Source organism: Cutibacterium namnetense (assembly GCF_001642025.1).
In the GTDB taxonomy this organism is placed as follows: domain Bacteria; phylum Actinomycetota; class Actinomycetes; order Propionibacteriales; family Propionibacteriaceae; genus Cutibacterium; species Cutibacterium namnetense.
Map to the genome: position 1 here is coordinate 135646 of NZ_LWHO01000003.1, position 14191 is coordinate 149836.

The 14191-nt window shown below is 56.1% G+C and carries 14 protein-coding genes, 2 tRNA genes and 3 pseudogenes; 13 read left to right on the top strand and 6 right to left on the bottom strand.

Going from position 1 to position 14191, the window contains the following annotated elements; all coding sequences use genetic code 11:
- The first annotated feature begins 22 nt into the window (after positions 1–22).
- Together A5483_RS04215 and A5483_RS04220 are read left to right on the top strand one after the other, a co-directional pair.
- Positions 23–95 (top strand) — tRNA-Ala (locus tag A5483_RS04215).
- A 72-nt stretch (positions 96–167) separates the two neighbouring features.
- Positions 168–243: transfer RNA gene (locus A5483_RS04220), tRNA-Ala, on the top strand.
- Positions 244–386: 143 nt separating this feature from the next.
- Here the strand turns inward: A5483_RS04220 and A5483_RS04225 are convergent.
- Together A5483_RS04225 and A5483_RS04230 are read right to left on the bottom strand one after the other, a co-directional pair.
- A complete protein-coding gene (locus A5483_RS04225) occupies positions 387–647 on the bottom strand; it encodes a Txe/YoeB family addiction module toxin (RefSeq protein ID WP_063811101.1) in 261 nt (86 codons plus the stop codon).
- 3 nt (positions 648–650) lie between these two features.
- Positions 651–905, bottom strand: a complete 255-nt coding sequence (locus tag A5483_RS04230) for a type II toxin-antitoxin system Phd/YefM family antitoxin (RefSeq protein ID WP_002548574.1) — start codon at positions 903–905, stop codon at positions 651–653.
- Between the two features lie 96 nt (positions 906–1001).
- On the opposite strand from A5483_RS04230, the gene A5483_RS04235 reads away from it, so the two are divergent.
- The gene (locus A5483_RS04235) at positions 1002–1211 is read left to right on the top strand and encodes a hypothetical protein (RefSeq protein ID WP_042842644.1); all 210 of its coding nucleotides are present in this window, start codon (positions 1002–1004) and stop codon (positions 1209–1211) included.
- A gap of 260 nt (positions 1212–1471) precedes the next feature.
- Here the strand turns inward: A5483_RS04235 and A5483_RS04240 are convergent.
- Positions 1472–2040, bottom strand: a pseudogene (locus tag A5483_RS04240) (flavin reductase family protein).
- A 196-nt stretch (positions 2041–2236) separates the two neighbouring features.
- On the opposite strand from A5483_RS04240, the gene A5483_RS04245 reads away from it, so the two are divergent.
- The 4 genes and pseudogenes from A5483_RS04245 to A5483_RS04255 all read left to right on the top strand — a co-directional run bounded on the left by A5483_RS04245 (position 2237) and on the right by A5483_RS04255 (position 4193).
- Entirely contained in the window at positions 2237–2524 is a 288-nt protein-coding gene (locus tag A5483_RS04245; RefSeq protein WP_063811102.1) for a hypothetical protein, read from the top strand.
- 3 nt (positions 2525–2527) lie between these two features.
- A pseudogene (locus A5483_RS12690) lies at positions 2528–2718 on the top strand (hypothetical protein).
- A gap of 2 nt (positions 2719–2720) precedes the next feature.
- Entirely contained in the window at positions 2721–3227 is a 507-nt protein-coding gene (locus A5483_RS04250; protein ID WP_063811309.1) for a TetR/AcrR family transcriptional regulator, read from the top strand.
- A 450-nt stretch (positions 3228–3677) separates the two neighbouring features.
- A complete protein-coding gene (locus A5483_RS04255) occupies positions 3678–4193 on the top strand; it encodes an Ltp family lipoprotein (protein ID WP_002548656.1) in 516 nt (171 codons plus the stop codon).
- Positions 4194–5273: 1080 nt separating this feature from the next.
- Here A5483_RS04255 and A5483_RS04265 read toward each other — a convergent pair.
- On the bottom strand, positions 5274–5498 hold the full coding sequence (locus tag A5483_RS04265) for a hypothetical protein (protein ID WP_002548854.1): 225 nt from the start codon (positions 5496–5498) through the stop codon (positions 5274–5276).
- 150 nt (positions 5499–5648) lie between these two features.
- Positions 5649–6083, bottom strand: coding sequence for a phage antirepressor KilAC domain-containing protein (locus A5483_RS11230; RefSeq protein WP_241497675.1), 435 nt, complete (start codon positions 6081–6083; stop codon positions 5649–5651).
- 290 nt (positions 6084–6373) lie between these two features.
- On the opposite strand from A5483_RS11230, the gene A5483_RS04280 reads away from it, so the two are divergent.
- Entirely contained in the window at positions 6374–7309 is a 936-nt protein-coding gene (locus tag A5483_RS04280) for an Abi family protein (protein WP_063811103.1), read from the top strand.
- 101 nt (positions 7310–7410) lie between these two features.
- On the opposite strand, the gene A5483_RS12520 is transcribed toward A5483_RS04280, so the two are convergent.
- Positions 7411–7533 (bottom strand): hypothetical protein, encoded by a 123-nt coding sequence (locus A5483_RS12520; RefSeq protein WP_255262729.1) that lies wholly within the window; start codon positions 7531–7533, stop codon positions 7411–7413.
- 139 nt (positions 7534–7672) lie between these two features.
- Between A5483_RS12520 and A5483_RS12600 the strand changes: the two are divergent.
- The 5 genes and pseudogenes from A5483_RS12600 to A5483_RS04295 form a co-directional block, all read left to right on the top strand.
- Positions 7673–8046: pseudogene (locus A5483_RS12600) on the top strand (aminotransferase-like domain-containing protein); the annotation flags it as partial.
- Between the two features lie 157 nt (positions 8047–8203).
- Positions 8204–9772 carry a type I restriction-modification system subunit M gene (locus A5483_RS04285; protein ID WP_063811104.1) on the top strand — a complete coding sequence of 523 codons (1569 nt, stop codon included), beginning with the start codon at positions 8204–8206 and terminating at the stop codon, positions 9770–9772.
- A complete protein-coding gene (locus tag A5483_RS04290) occupies positions 9765–10751 on the top strand; it encodes a restriction endonuclease subunit S (protein ID WP_161485337.1) in 987 nt (328 codons plus the stop codon). The genes A5483_RS04285 and A5483_RS04290 overlap by 8 nt, the downstream gene beginning before the upstream one ends.
- Before the next feature lie 5 nt (positions 10752–10756).
- Positions 10757–10978 (top strand): restriction endonuclease subunit S, encoded by a 222-nt coding sequence (locus A5483_RS12525; protein ID WP_082863993.1) that lies wholly within the window; start codon positions 10757–10759, stop codon positions 10976–10978.
- Positions 10978–14103, top strand: coding sequence for a type I restriction endonuclease subunit R (locus tag A5483_RS04295; RefSeq protein ID WP_063811105.1), 3126 nt, complete (start codon positions 10978–10980; stop codon positions 14101–14103). Before A5483_RS12525 ends, A5483_RS04295 begins: the two co-directional genes overlap by 1 nt.
- The last annotated feature ends 88 nt before the right edge of the window (positions 14104–14191 follow it).

Here is a 14191-nt window from a genome sequence, read left to right on the forward strand (position 1 = left end):
GTCTCCTTCGGGGGATGTTTTCGGGGCATTGGCGCAGTTGGTAGCGCGCTTCCATGGCATGGAAGAGGTCAGGGGTTCGAATCCCCTATGCTCCACAAGGCAGGGTTTTTCGGTGTGGCAGAAGCTACAGTGGAGGATCGTGTAAAAGGCCTGACAAGGTCGCCCGCGGGGCATTGGCGCAGTTGGTAGCGCGCTTCCATGGCATGGAAGAGGTCAGGGGTTCGAATCCCCTATGCTCCACCATGTCCGCCTCTACGGACATCCGATGCGTCTTGTTGATGACGATGGCGGCTTCTGAGGGATCGCCATTGCTGCATTTTGCTCACGGCATCAGTGAGCGGTTCGGCCAGGGGCGCGCGTCGGTGGGTGAAATGTAGGCTTGGTCCCTATCGTCCGTAGTGGTAGCGACAAGCGGCGATGCGGACCTGGTCGTCGATAACCTTGTAGACCAGTCGGTGTTCATCGGTGATCCGCCTTGACCAGTAGCCAGACAAGCCTTGCTTTAGGGCTTCGGGCTTTCCGATGCCGTCGTTACCGTTGCGGGCGATGTCTTTGATGAGCTGGTTGATGCGCTTGAGCGTGCGGCGATCCTCGGTCTGCCACCACAGGTAGTCTTCCCAGGCGGCCTCATCCCAGACGAGGATCATGTCTCAATCCTTGACGAGGTCGTGTCGTGTTCCGTGGCCGTGCTCCAGGTTGTCGATGGAATCAAGCAGGCGACGGGCGTTGGCGGGGGAGCGGAGTAGATAGGCAGTCTCGCGCAGCGACTCGTAGTCGGCCAGTGAGACGATCACGACTGGCTCGTGGCCGGCGCGGGTGATGATGGTCTCTTCGCGATTGTTGACGACGTCGTCGAGCACCTGGGCGTAGCTGGCGCGGGACTCGGTGTAGCTGAGCGTCTTCATGGCTCTCCCTCCTGTACGGAAAACAGTACGTTGTGGGTGATACGACGGCAAGGCCGATGAAGTAGGTATTGCAGGAGCAAGTGTCCACGCACAGCGATGAGTTCGACACGTACCGCCTCAGCTCTGCCCACGCATAAGGCTCGAACCTTGGCTATCGCCGGTGATTTTGGTTCGGGCCTTGTTGCTTTCTTGCGTCCAGGTGAGAGTGTTGGTGGCGTCGCAGTGCTCGTAGACTCCGGCGCAGTTGGCGCGCAGCTTGGATTTGGCTCAGGGGTTGCGCTGGTAGGGCGTTCGATCTCGGCTTGAGCTCGTTTGGCGAGGATTGCGGAACGGGAACTTCGGGGTGATGCCCACGTCTAGCGGAGCAACAACGGCAGGTCCGGCACCACAGCAATAACATGATTAATCACAGCACGCTCCTCATGAGCAGAAGTCTTGCTGTTAGAAGCCCTGGACTGGCAGGACATCAGGAAGGTCTGCTAATCGGGTGCCCCTTGGCCTCCGCTTGTGATGCGGGGCATGTTTAACTGCCGAATTACCGCGCTTTTCGTTGTCGAGAGAAGTGGTCAATCCTCTAGAGTCAGGGTTCCCGTAGCTCCGAGTTCCAGCAAAAATCTGGGAGCCAGGCGGGAGTGCATCTTGCTTGGTCCGAGACCGATCGCATCGGTGTGCACGGCTAAGTGACGGATCTGGCCGAGGATCAACACCTCATCGCCCTCGAGCGCGACTTCGCGGTACAGCTCGCATTCGCAGTAAGCCGGGCATTCGCGCAGATGCGGGATTCCGGTTGTGGAGGACGGCACTGGCGTTAGATCGCTCGCCGCGACCCGTTCGGCACGTGGAGTCCGTGCAGTTGCCCCAGCGCGGCGCGTCTGCTCGATCATGGGGAAGCTCACCGTGTAGTGGCCCGTGGCCATGATGTTGTTGTGTGTCTGTGTGTCCAATGGTGCTTGGAGCATCCCAAGCTCAGTAACGGCCCGTTGAAGCCTGCCATCTGGATCCAGCTTTTGGGTGCAAGGTCGAGTTCACCCGATGCGGAGCATGTGAGCACGTAGACGATCTGTCCGGCAAGGGGTGAGGGATGCCACTTCCACTTGTCGAGCGGCAGGACGGCGAACGGATCAGTTTGCACCAAATCAGGTTATCCCGCCGAGCAGTGACGTACCGTCCCCGCGCCGGCGGTGCGACTGCACCCTCGCTGACGCAACCCGCCTGACCTTTTACTAGCTCACAGGCTGCCATCGCTCTTTGTCGCCCCATGCGCCGGCGTGCGCGTTGATGTGGTTAGATCTGGTCGTCGAGGGTGCTGACGTCGGGGAAGATATCCATGGCTGGTTGCCTTGCTCGACGGTGATGTGGGCGTAGCCGTAGCGCCCGCCAGGGGAGTAGTCGGCGGAGTCGACGTTGCCGATGCGTTGTCCGACGGTGACGATGCCGTCGGCGGCGGCAAGGAGGGGGGTGCGGTCGGGGCGCCGTCGTCAGCGCTGGGGTGGAGTTTGGTTACTCCGGTGATGGGGTCGACGCGCATCCTGAATGGTGAGGCGGCGACCCGGGTTCCTTGGGGTAGCGGGAACACGACCCGCCCGGACGCCGGGACCGGGGGCGGCACCAAGACCTAACGCATGAGTCTCTTGGTACTGGGTGAAAATCAGAATTGTGTTCGGGAACGACCGAGCCCAATCCTTCCCCGAGGCTAATTGCTCGACCGCACCAATCAGCCGGTCATGCAGCTCGTCAAGCTTCGCTCACCGAGCCGCCCGGGCATCCTCCACGCTCCTCGCCACTCGTCGCGCTATTAGAGAAGCACCCCTGACGTTGTTTGCCCGGGACGGTTTTGACAGCGTGACCGTGGAACAGATTACCGAGGCCGCTGACGTCTCCGCCATGACTTTTTACCGGCACTTTGGCAGCAAGGAAGCCGTCGTCATCAGCGCCGCCACTACTGACCACATGAATTATGCTATTGGTGCGCTAGATCGAATTCGTATCCCAGGCGAAATCCCAGATGTTCTCGATGATTTCTTCGCAGACGCAGCATCTTGGGAAGCGGAACTGGCCGAGCGCGTTGTCTTAGTTCGGGCCAACCAGACTTTAGTGAATGCCCTATGGCAGCGTTCCACCTCCTGGACCCATGCCATCAGCGAGGTGCTAGGGCCTGGATTGGACTCGCGAATCTACGCCCGGATCCTGGTGGGGGCCATCACTGAGACGGTGCTCGCCTGGCCGGACTCACCAGAGTTCCCATCAAGCTTTGCGCTGCGGGAACTCATCGAAAAGACTCTGTCCAACTTCGTGAACTACCATCAGCACCGCGGTATCTGACCCAATCACGTTCCCGATATGAGTGCCTCGTATGTTACCCGGATCACTGAGCCAGCTTGAGTGCCCAGTGAATGGTACGTGGCCCGGGACTGCCCGGTGTCCTTGAGGTCCAACGATCTCGCGGCCAGGTATAAGTCTCCAACTGTTGCAAGTCATGGGGTGCCAAGTCGTCGAGGTGGGTGACGTATGTGTTGCAGGCGAGACGGTCCAGGGAGATTCGCGCACTGTTCCTCGAAGCCGCTGGAACTGCGATAGCTCGTACAGGGGGTTCAAGGAAGGCTGAACGGGGCCGGTCCGTAAGCTGTGAGATCATCTAGAGGCGCCGTGATCGACGGGTGAATCCTGCTTGTCGTTTTGGGTCATAAACCTGTAAGTGCCGTGAGCCTGTAGGTTTTGGGGCGCTTGTACGTCGACAGCCGCGTCATTGCGGCACGAATGGAAGGAACAGTAATGGCCAAGGCCCTTGCCGCCGAGCAGGTCACCACGTGGCACACGAAGAACAAGGTCATCCTGATAACTCTCGGGGTGCTTGTAGCCGTCATAGCTGCCGTCCTGTCGGGCTGCGGCGGCGACAAGTCAGCAGCGTCTGGTAGCGCATCCGTATCAGCTATGGCCCAGACCAAGGAAGAGGCGTCGCAGCAGGCCTCCAAGGATTCCGATCTCCCGGAGGAGTACACCTCGGCCCTGGACACTGCGCAGCAGTACGTAGACACGGTACACATGTCGAAGAAGGGTCTCTACGATCAGCTCACCAGCGATTCGGGTGACAAGTTCAGTGCCAAAGCGGCGACGTATGCCCTTGCCCATGTCAAGGCCGATTACAAGGCAAATGCACTCAAGATAGCGCGGAGCTACCAGAAGCAGATGAAAATGTCGCCAAAGGAAATACGTGACCAGTTGGTGAGTGATTCGGGTGACAAGTTCACCGGTGCTGAGGCGGACTACGCCGTCAGTCATCTCAAGTAAGCGCAGCTATCATCGGTCTGGGGGGCACGACCGTCATGGTCGGCTGAAGAAGCGGGACGGGCACTGTGGTGCATGACGTTCAATGTCTATGCAGGATTTTGACTCTCCGCTGACCGATGCCGAGCCGCGGACGACGTGATGATCGGCTTTCTCCAGGTCTCGCTGTGAACCTGTGGCTAGTGATTACGTTCCTATGACGTGGGGTAGGGCAGAGGCTTGGACCCTTGAGCTCCACAGAAAAGCAGTGGAACTGCCCCGTCTACCGACGGGGCAGTTTTGTTTTTGACGTGATATCGGTCAGGGCGTCGGACTGGTGATCTCTCTACTGCACCGGATGCGCGGTCCTCGTCCCGCCATCTAGGTCGATGAGCTCCAGATCTCATGGGCCTCAATAGCATTAGCAGCCCGATCGTCGAACGTCGACATTTCACAGCCCCTGTTCGTAGCAGCGGTGTTCGCTTATGAGAGGTGGCCCGAGCGCTCGGGAATGTCTGTGGTTGTCGCGCGTTCCTTGTCCAGCTGCACGTGGAAGCAAGCCGCACCCTCGTAGTCCTCGCAGTATTAATTGTCCTCGTAATGCTGGTGATGCCGTTCATCAACGCCAAGCGAGACAACCGGTTGATCGAATTTCAGGCTCTAGGTCTGGTGGGCTCGCATACTTCCTGCGCCGCGTGGGTGCTAGTCATGCTCGCTGCTCAGCTGGCGCCCCTAATGCGGGTAGCTGAATGGTCTCGTTCGGGAGTGATCATTGTGGTGATCGTCACTGTCGTGGCTGCCTTCATCTGCGGAGTGGTGGTTTTCGTTTCGCACAGGCGGAAGATGCACACGGATAGTGGCATGGGTCTACAGATGCTGAAGGGCGTCGTTGCGGTGGGGAACGTCCCAAGTGCAAAGGAACATTGCGGTACTACAACAAGGCAACTGGTTGGAATATCATCAGAAATTAGGATGGCGGTATCAGGCGTGAGGTAATCAAGAGAACCCCGGTATCGGAATTCATTTAGGCCGCTGGTGGTTTGGGGAGCTGGCAGTTATAAATGCCACTCCACTCATGGGTTCAGCCAACTCATTGGACATGACCTACTTAGCTGGAATATCGGTGTGGTCGTTGTTGATGCCCATGACCACGTAGTTGAAGTCCGTAAAGCTGGCGATCGAGCGCAGGACCTGAACGTATATCGCGGCTACATGATCATGCTCAGCGACCGCTTGAAGGTCGGCGGCATCAGTGACCTGGTGGTGCGAGTAATGGTTGTTGTGCTGGTTGCCGCTGGCGGTCGCGGCACACAAGGTAAACGGTGCCACGGGTGGACCTCTTGGAACGTGGCGTCGAAGTAGCGCATGGGATCTCCAGCTGGTGTGTCTTCTCGATCTCGGCACGTTAGTTCTCCTTCAGTGTCAGGTAATTCGTGGGGTCGGGGTAACCTATCGGTGTTGCAGGGCGGAATCTCCAGATTAAGCAGTGCCGTGGTGCTGATCGCTGCTGGCCGTCCTGCTCGATGACCGGCAGGATGCCCAACTGTTTTTCAGTGGGGCGTAGATGAATATCCGCCCCTTCTGCGTCCAGTGCATGTGGGTGCGGGTCTTGCCGCCGTCGTACTTGTGCGTCTTGGACTGGGTGTAGCCCTGCTCTGCGAACTTGGCGCAAAGTAACCAGCTACTTGACTGGTGAAACTGGATGCCCTCGTGGCATAGGATTCGGTTGAGCTTCTTCGCAGAAAGGCCGTAGCCCTTGGCGATCTCGGTGATGGTGAGTAGCGAATCGGGCTGCAACACGATGTCGTAGTACAAGAGCTTCGGTGTCGCCTCCAATAGGACATCCCTGTCATCGTTGATGGTTCGGAGCGTGCCCAACTTGTGATTGGTGAATGTTTGTAGCTCGATAGCCATGACCGGCTCCTTTCTGAGAACGGGGAACGACATGGTGGAGCAGGGGGGTGCCGCGCGGCTCTCAGTAGTCAGGCACGGCAAGAACCAAGACCGGACGGTCTTGAAGGAGGACTCCGTATGTCTCTTGGCGGTGGGAGTCTCCACGAGAGGCCGTGCGATGAATCAGGATTCCTGCTCTGTCGCCCACTGGAGTTCAGGCGTGGATGCTGCTAAACTGTAAGCAATCGTTCAGCCTGCCTCGACTTCGGTCGAGAGTGGGCTGGATCTCTTTTAGCCCGAGGAGCCGTGCAATGCCCAAGCCGCTCAAGGCGGCTACAACGGTCGCCCAGCAGATCGCGCTATTGCGTTCACGCGGTTTGGATGTCGATGAAGGCCTCGCATGTCAGTGGTTAGCGAACGTCTCCTACTATCGGCTCTCGGCTTACTGCTATCCAGCCAGAGAATTCAACGCCGCAGGCCAGCGCATCGACAGTTTCATCCCCAGCACATCATTTACTGACGTCGTCGCCCTGTATGAAGCTGACCGTAAGTTACGAACGCTCGTTCATGACGGCATGGAGCGTGTAGAGGTTACATTGCGAACTCGCATCGGGGAACTGTTGTGTAAATCGGATCCTCTTGCGTATACAGATCCAAGTAAATTTCGTCCGTCGTTTGATCATTCCCAATGGATGAAAACGGCGCAGAAGCGTATCGCACGCGCTGGCAGGAACAATGAAGCAATCAGGCACTACCGCGACAACTACGATGGCCGTTATCCCTTCTGGGTACTTGCAGAAGTCCTCGATTTTTCTGATATTTCCAGAGCGTTTGAAGGGCTCGCCACTAACGATCAGCGCATGATCGCTGAGGATCTCGCCTTTATCGTCAACCTAGACGCGCTTTCGAAGAATCAACAGCGTAATGCTAAAAAACAGTCCCCATTGGTGCGATGGCTTGAGCAGTTAACAATTATCCGTAATACCTGCGCTCATCACGGTCGGTTATGGAATAAGTCCTTTGCTCCAGCCCCCACGGCGGCCTTAAGAACGCAATCGCAATTTAGTCAACTTCCTGAATCGCAAAGCGAACGAGTATTTGGTGCGCTGTTGGTGATGGTTCAAATTCTACACGTCGCATCTCCTCGCACGACGTGGCCGGATAAGGTGCGCACGCTCATCAAGGATGAGTTTTTAGCCAACCCACTGGTAACCCGTTCAGCGCTTGGACTACCTGACAGTCTCTGAATCTGATCAGTCTTTGGGTAGTCGGCGCACTCGTAACCGTCGGCATTTAACGGGAGCCCAGCCGCTCAGTGGGGCATGGTGAACATCAGCGCGCCAACGTCCTAGACGGTGAACCCAGGGTTGTATGCTTCGACGATGAAGATTTCGGCGTGGACGTGCATGACAGTCTGGTGTCCAGCTGTCGGTGACAGGATCGCCGGGCAGCTCAGGATCTCAAAGAACACGGTGTCAACCTGGCGGCGCCGTTTGGGTGAACTGGATATGGCTGGCGTCGTAGATGCTCCATGTTCGGGTTGGTTGCGGTAGCTGGATCATTGCTAGATCGTGACGACGATATGAAAGACGCTGCCGATGCACCCCCAGATCGAGCGTCGCAAGGCGAAGGACCTTGCCAGCCCCATACCAACCCGGGTGGTTGCCGCCAACCTGATGACGCATGTGGCGGAAGCGTGTCAAGAGCGACGAGCGTTGCTACAAGTCGGCTGGGAGGCGACAGTGAGGTGTTTCCGGCATGGGTGTGGGCCGCATCACAGAGTGGTACTGGCGTGTGGGTCGATCAGCTTCGGCCGAGGCGGCGAAACGAGTGGGGGCTCGACTGTCTCCGGGGCCGGGATAGTTGGCTTATGACGGGCAGCGGACAATGTTGCGTCTTTCGGTCTGTTATGAACCGGAGTCGCTCGAGAAAGCATTGGGAGCGCTGCGACGAGCCATCTCTGATAGGTGATGACGCCGAATGATTCGGGTGCGCCTGCGGCGCTGCGGCGGTCGGAAGAGTTACGACGTTCGTTGTTCGCACGAGCGGAACATGAATGCGATCAAAACTGGTGGTCGTTGGGAATACACTCGCTCACGTTCGAAACGTATCAAGGGCGCGATGGGCGCAGGAGGCTGGCGATGGTTCCTACCACCAAGGAGATGCAGCGGGCAGAGTTGCACAAGACGATCTGGCGGATTGCCAATGATCTTCGCGGCAGTGTCGACGGCTGGGACTTCAAGACCTACGTGTTGGGGATGATGTTCTATCGGTTCATCTCCGAGAACCTCACTGACTACATCAATGAGGGCGAGTGGAAGGCCGGCAACACCGACTTTGATTACTGTAACTTAGGCGATGCCGACGCCAGGGGCATCTTTAAGGAGATGGTGGCCGAGAAAGGGTTCTTCATCCTCCCGTCGAACCTCTTCGTCAACGTGCGGGCTCGTGCGGCGCAGGACGAGAACCTCAACGAAACCTTGGAAGGCGTGTTCCGTAACATTGAGGGATCGGCCGCGGGTACTCCTAGTGAGCGCGATCTTAAGGGTCTTTTTGCGGACTTGGACGTCAACAGTCCCCGTTTGGGGGCGACGGTCGCGCAGCGAAATCAGAAACTGGTCAAGGTTCTTGACGCGGTGGGCGATTTGCCGTTGGGAAGTTTCGAGGATAACGCCATCGACCTGTTTGGTGACGCCTACGAGTACCTCATGCAGATGTATGCCTCCCAGGCGGGCAAATCCGGTGGTGAGTACTTCACGCCTCAGGAAGTGTCCGAGGTTCTGGCTCGGATCGCTGTGGGGGATAAGAAGAGGATTGGCAAGGTGTACGACCCGGCTGTGGGCTCGGGTTCTCTCCTACTGAAGTTCGCCAAACTGCTGGGACCCGAGAACGTGAAGGGTTTCTACGGCCAGGAGATCAACCTGACTACTTACAACCTGGCCCGCATTAATATGTTCCTGCACGGGATCAATTACGAGCAGTTCGACATTGTGCTGGGGGATACCCTCACCAATCCAATGCACAGGGATGAAGAGCCGTTCGAAGCGATAGTCTCCAACCCGCCGTACTCGACCAAGTGGGAGGGCAGCGACAACCCGCTCCTCATTAACGATGATCGGTACGCGCCTGCGGGAGTGTTGGCTCCCAAGTCCAAGGCGGATCTCGCCTTTACGATGCACATCTTGTCGTCGTTGGCGACGAACGGGACGGCTGCCGTCGTCGAGTTCCCAGGTGTGCTGTACCGAGGGGGAGCAGAGCGGAAAATCCGCAAGTACCTCATCGATAACAACTACATTGATGTCGTAATTCAGCTTCCGCCGGATCTTTTCTTCGGGACGACGATCGCCACCTGTGTCATCGTTCTCAAGAAGTCAAAGAAGGACAATTCGGTGTTGTTCGTGGACGCATCGGCGGAGTTCTCGCGGGTTGGAAACAAGAATAAGCTCCTGTCGGCCAACCAGGACCGAATCGTTGAACTAGTCTCGGCGCGATCTGAGGAGCCGCATGTGTGCACGCTGGTTCACAATGAAGACATCGCCGGGAATGAGTATAACTTGACGGTATTATCCTATGTTGAGCCTGAGGATACCCATGAAGAGACCGACATTGTTGAATTGAACTCCGAGATCGCTCGTATTGTAGAGCGTCAATCACAAATTCGTACCCAGTTAGATGAAACTATTGCTATGTTGGAGGATAGTGGTGAGTGATCTTCGTGCCTTCATCGAGCACAAGTGTCCAAACGGGGTCAGATTCCAGCGCCTTGGTGATATTGCGACGTTGGTGAGAGGAAATGGTCTCTCGAAGAAGCAATTGATTGGATCGGACGTTGGCGCTATCCATTATGGTCAGATATACACGAAGTACAGCCGTTTCACGACCACGACGATTTCGCGTGTGGATCGGGACATTGCCGACAAGCTCGTCGTAGTAAATCCTGGTGATGTCATCGTTGCGTGTACGAGCGAGAACATGGAAGATGTCTGCACACCGCTTGCGTGGCTGGGAGAAGAGCCGATCGTGACAGGTGGCCACACGGTTACGATTCGTCATCGTCTTGATCCCAAGTATTTGGTTTATTGGCTCGGAAGTCAAGCCTTTCAGAGGCAGAAGAGGGCAATTGCTGGAGGTGTCAAAGTCATAGATGTGGCAGCTAGGAAACTGGCCACGGTAATGGTCCCTGTACCACCGCTTGAGGTGCAGAGCGAAATTGTGAAGGTATTGGATCGGTTCACCCAGCTGGAGGCGGAGCTGGAGGCGGAGCTGGAGGCGAGGAAGGCTCAGTTTTCCTGGTATGGTCACATGATCTTTCCTGAAGAGGGGGAGTGTGAATGGTTGTCAATTTCGGACGTCGCCAAAAGGGTTAGTTCTGGGGGAACGCCGTCGGCGCGTAATCCAGATTTCTATGATGGTGGAACTATTCCGTGGCTGCGCACTAATGAAGTCCGTTTCCAGGACATCCATGACACTGCGGTTTATATTACGGAATCGGCAGTAAAAAATTCCTCGGCAAAGTGGATACCAGGAAACTGCGTGATTGTTGCTATCTCTGGCGCATCGGCCGGCAGATCTGCGGTGAATGCGATTCCAGTGACAACAAATCAACATTGCTGCAATATTGAGGTTGATGAAAAAAGGCGTATTTTCGTTATGTTTATCATTGGGTTGCCAGTAATTATACGAATCTAAAGGCCATGGGTCGAGGTGTGCGGGGTGACCTCAATTCTAATCTGATTAAGAGTTTTCCTATACCGATTCCAGAAATGGGTCGTCAAGTTGAAATCGCGCGAACTTTGGATTCTTTTCAAACGCTGACGATGGACTTGTCGTCTGGTCTTCCTGCCGAAATCTCTGCTCGCCGTAAGCAGTACGAGTACTACCGAGACAAACTGCTGACCTTCAAGGAGTTGTCGTAATGAGTGAATCATCACCTCACGTTTATGACCCCATCGTGATGTCCGACCAGAGCACCGTCGTCGCCGAATATGCTCCGACTGATTCTCGCTGTGAGGAGTACCAATCTGAGGCGGCGCTAGAGCGTGAATTCATCAGGATTTTGGAATCACAGGCCTACGAGCACCTTCCGATTCACTGCGAGAGGGATCTCGTCGTCAATTTGCGACGTCAACTTGAGGACCTCAATGGGTTCACCTTCAGTGAGAACGAGTGGTCATCCTTCTATTCGACGTGCGTTGCCTCGGCCAACGACAGCATTGAGGACAAGACCGTCCGTCTCCAGGAAGACGAGGTCCAGTTACTGCGTCGTGATGACGGTACTACGAAGAACGTCAAGCTCATTGACAAGAGCAATATCCACAACAACCGTCTCCAGGTCATCAACCAGTACCAGGTGGGTACCGAGCGTGATGGGTCCCGGTATGACAATCGTTACGACGTCACCATCCTCGTCAATGGTCTGCCTATGGTCCACGTAGAGCTCAAGCGCAGGGGAGTCGCAATCCGCGAAGCCTTCAACCAGATCCGGCGCTATCAGCGCGACAGCTTCTGGGCGGGTTCGGGATTGTTTGAGTACGTACAGCTCTTCGTCATTTCAAACGGTACTCACACCAAATATTACTCGAACACGACCCGTAGCCAGCACCTCAAAGATCAGCGCAAGCGCTCGGCTAAGAAGACTTCCAACAGCTTCGAATTCACCTCGTGGTGGGCTGATGCCCAAAATAAACCCATTCAGGATCTCGAGGCATTCGCGAGAACCTTCTTCGCCAAGCACACCCTGCTCAACATTCTCACCAAGTATTGTGTGCTCACCGTTGACCGCATGCTCCTGGTCATGCGCCCTTACCAGATCGTCGCCACTGAGCGGATTCTGCAGCGCATCGCCACTTCGACCAATTACCGCCAGCTCGGCACTGTCGCCGCTGGTGGATACATCTGGCACACCACCGGATCGGGTAAAACGCTCACCTCGTTCAAGACGGCCCAGCTCGCCACCAGGATGCCCGGCATTGACAAGGTGCTTTTCGTCGTCGACCGCAAGGATCTGGACTACCAGACCATGCGCGAATACGACCGCTTCGAAAAAGGCGCTGCCAACTCGAACGCCTCAACGGCAATCCTAAAGGCCCAGCTTGAGGATCCGAGTGCCAAGATCATCATCACGACGATCCAGAAGCTCAGTATTTTCATTCGCAACAACAACCACCACGACGTCTACAACAAGCACGTCGTCATCGTCTTCGACGAGTGTCACCGCTCCCAGTTCGGTGACATGCACACCGACATCACCCGCGCTTTCAAGCGTTACCACCTCTTCGGCTTCACCGGTACGCCCATCTTCGCGGCCAACAGTAGAAGCTCGGGCAATCCGAAGTTGCGTACTACCGAGCAGACCTTCGGAGACAAGCTGCACACCTACACCATCATCGACGCTATCAACGACAAGAACGTGCTGCCTTTCCGTGTGGACTACAACAACACCATGAGAGTCGGAAGCCCGGAAGACCGTCAGGTTGCTGGCATCGATACCGAAATGGCCCTCATGGCGCCCGAACGCATCAGGCAGATCGTTCAGTACACCTTGGAGCATTTCGATCAGAAGACCAAGCGTACGAGTAGCTACGAGCACTCTGTCGTCACGAACGTCAGCGAGTCCACCCGCGGCCGTCGCGCCGCAGAAGCCCTCCGCGAGCGCAAGAGGGTTCACGGCTTCAACGCCATTTTCGCCACGGCATCTATTGATGCTGCCCGCCGTTACTACAACGAGTTTCAGCGCCAGCAGGAGGATCTCGCACCGGACAAAAGGCTCAAGATCGCCATCATCTACTCCTACGGAGCCAACGAGGCCACCGATGACGACACTCTCGACGACGAGGCCTTCGATACCGAGTCCCTTTCCGAGGACTCGCGCGCTTTTCTTGAGAATGCCATCCAGGATTACAACGATCTGTTTGGAACCAGTTACGACACCACTGCTGAAAAGTTTCAGAATTACTATAAGGACCTCTCGCAACGGCTCAAGAACCGTGAGGTCGATCTGGTCATCGTCGTCAACATGTTCCTCACCGGATTCGACGCCACCACCCTCAACACGCTGTTCGTCGACAAGCCATTAAAGGCTCACGGGTTGCTGCAAGCCTTCTCGCGTACCAATCGCATCCTCAACTCCGTCAAGACCTACGGCAACATCGTTTGCTTCCGGGACCTTGAGGACGCCACCAACAAGGCGCTCGAGCTCTTCGGAAATAAGGATGCCGGAGGCATAGTGCTGCTCAAGCCATACCAGCATTACCTGAAGGATTACACCGCGAAGGTTAACGATCTGCTCGTCCAGTACCCGCTCGGAGATCCCATCGTAGGCGAAGTAGCAAAAAAGAAGTTCGTCAAACTCTTTGGTGCGATCATCAGGCTGGAAAACATCCTTACCTCCTTCGATGAATTCGCTGACGACGACACGCTCACTGAGCGCCAGAAGCAGGACTATCGCAGTATCTACTTAGACCTGTGGGATGAATTCCGAAGAGTGCGGGAAGAGGAAAGCGACAAGGAGAAGATCGACCATGAGGACGTCGTCTTCGAGATCGAACTCATCAAGCAGGTCGCCATCAATGTCGACTACATCCTCATGCTCGTTGAGGAGCACCGCAAGAAGCACTGCGAGGAGCATCGTGATGGCAGGAACGCCAAACTGACCCCGGCAATCTCCCGAGCTATTGACGCCAACCCCAGCCTGCGCAGCAAGAAGGATCTCATCGAGCAGTTCGTGGCGACGATGTCAGTTGACAAAGCCGTCAATCCTCAATGGGAGCAGTTCATCAATAACAAGCGAGACCAGGAACTCGACAAGATCATCGAGCGAGAAAACCTGTACTCCGACAAGACTCACGAATACATGGACAATGTGTTTCGTGACGGTGAACTGCAGACTACTGGAATCGCGATCACCAAGGTCATGAAACCGATATCTAGGTTTGGTGCTGAAAACAATCACGCCGAGAAAAAGGCCAGAGTCATCAAGGCGCTCCGTGCCCACTTTGATCGATTCCGCGGACTCGGGCTCGGTGAGGATCTAGGAGATTGAGCCGCACCTCTTTAACAGCTCGGCGGTCTCTTCGGTCACCGAAGCTCTATTCTTCGTCGCCCTGTCGCTCCTGAGCTACCTGTTGCGG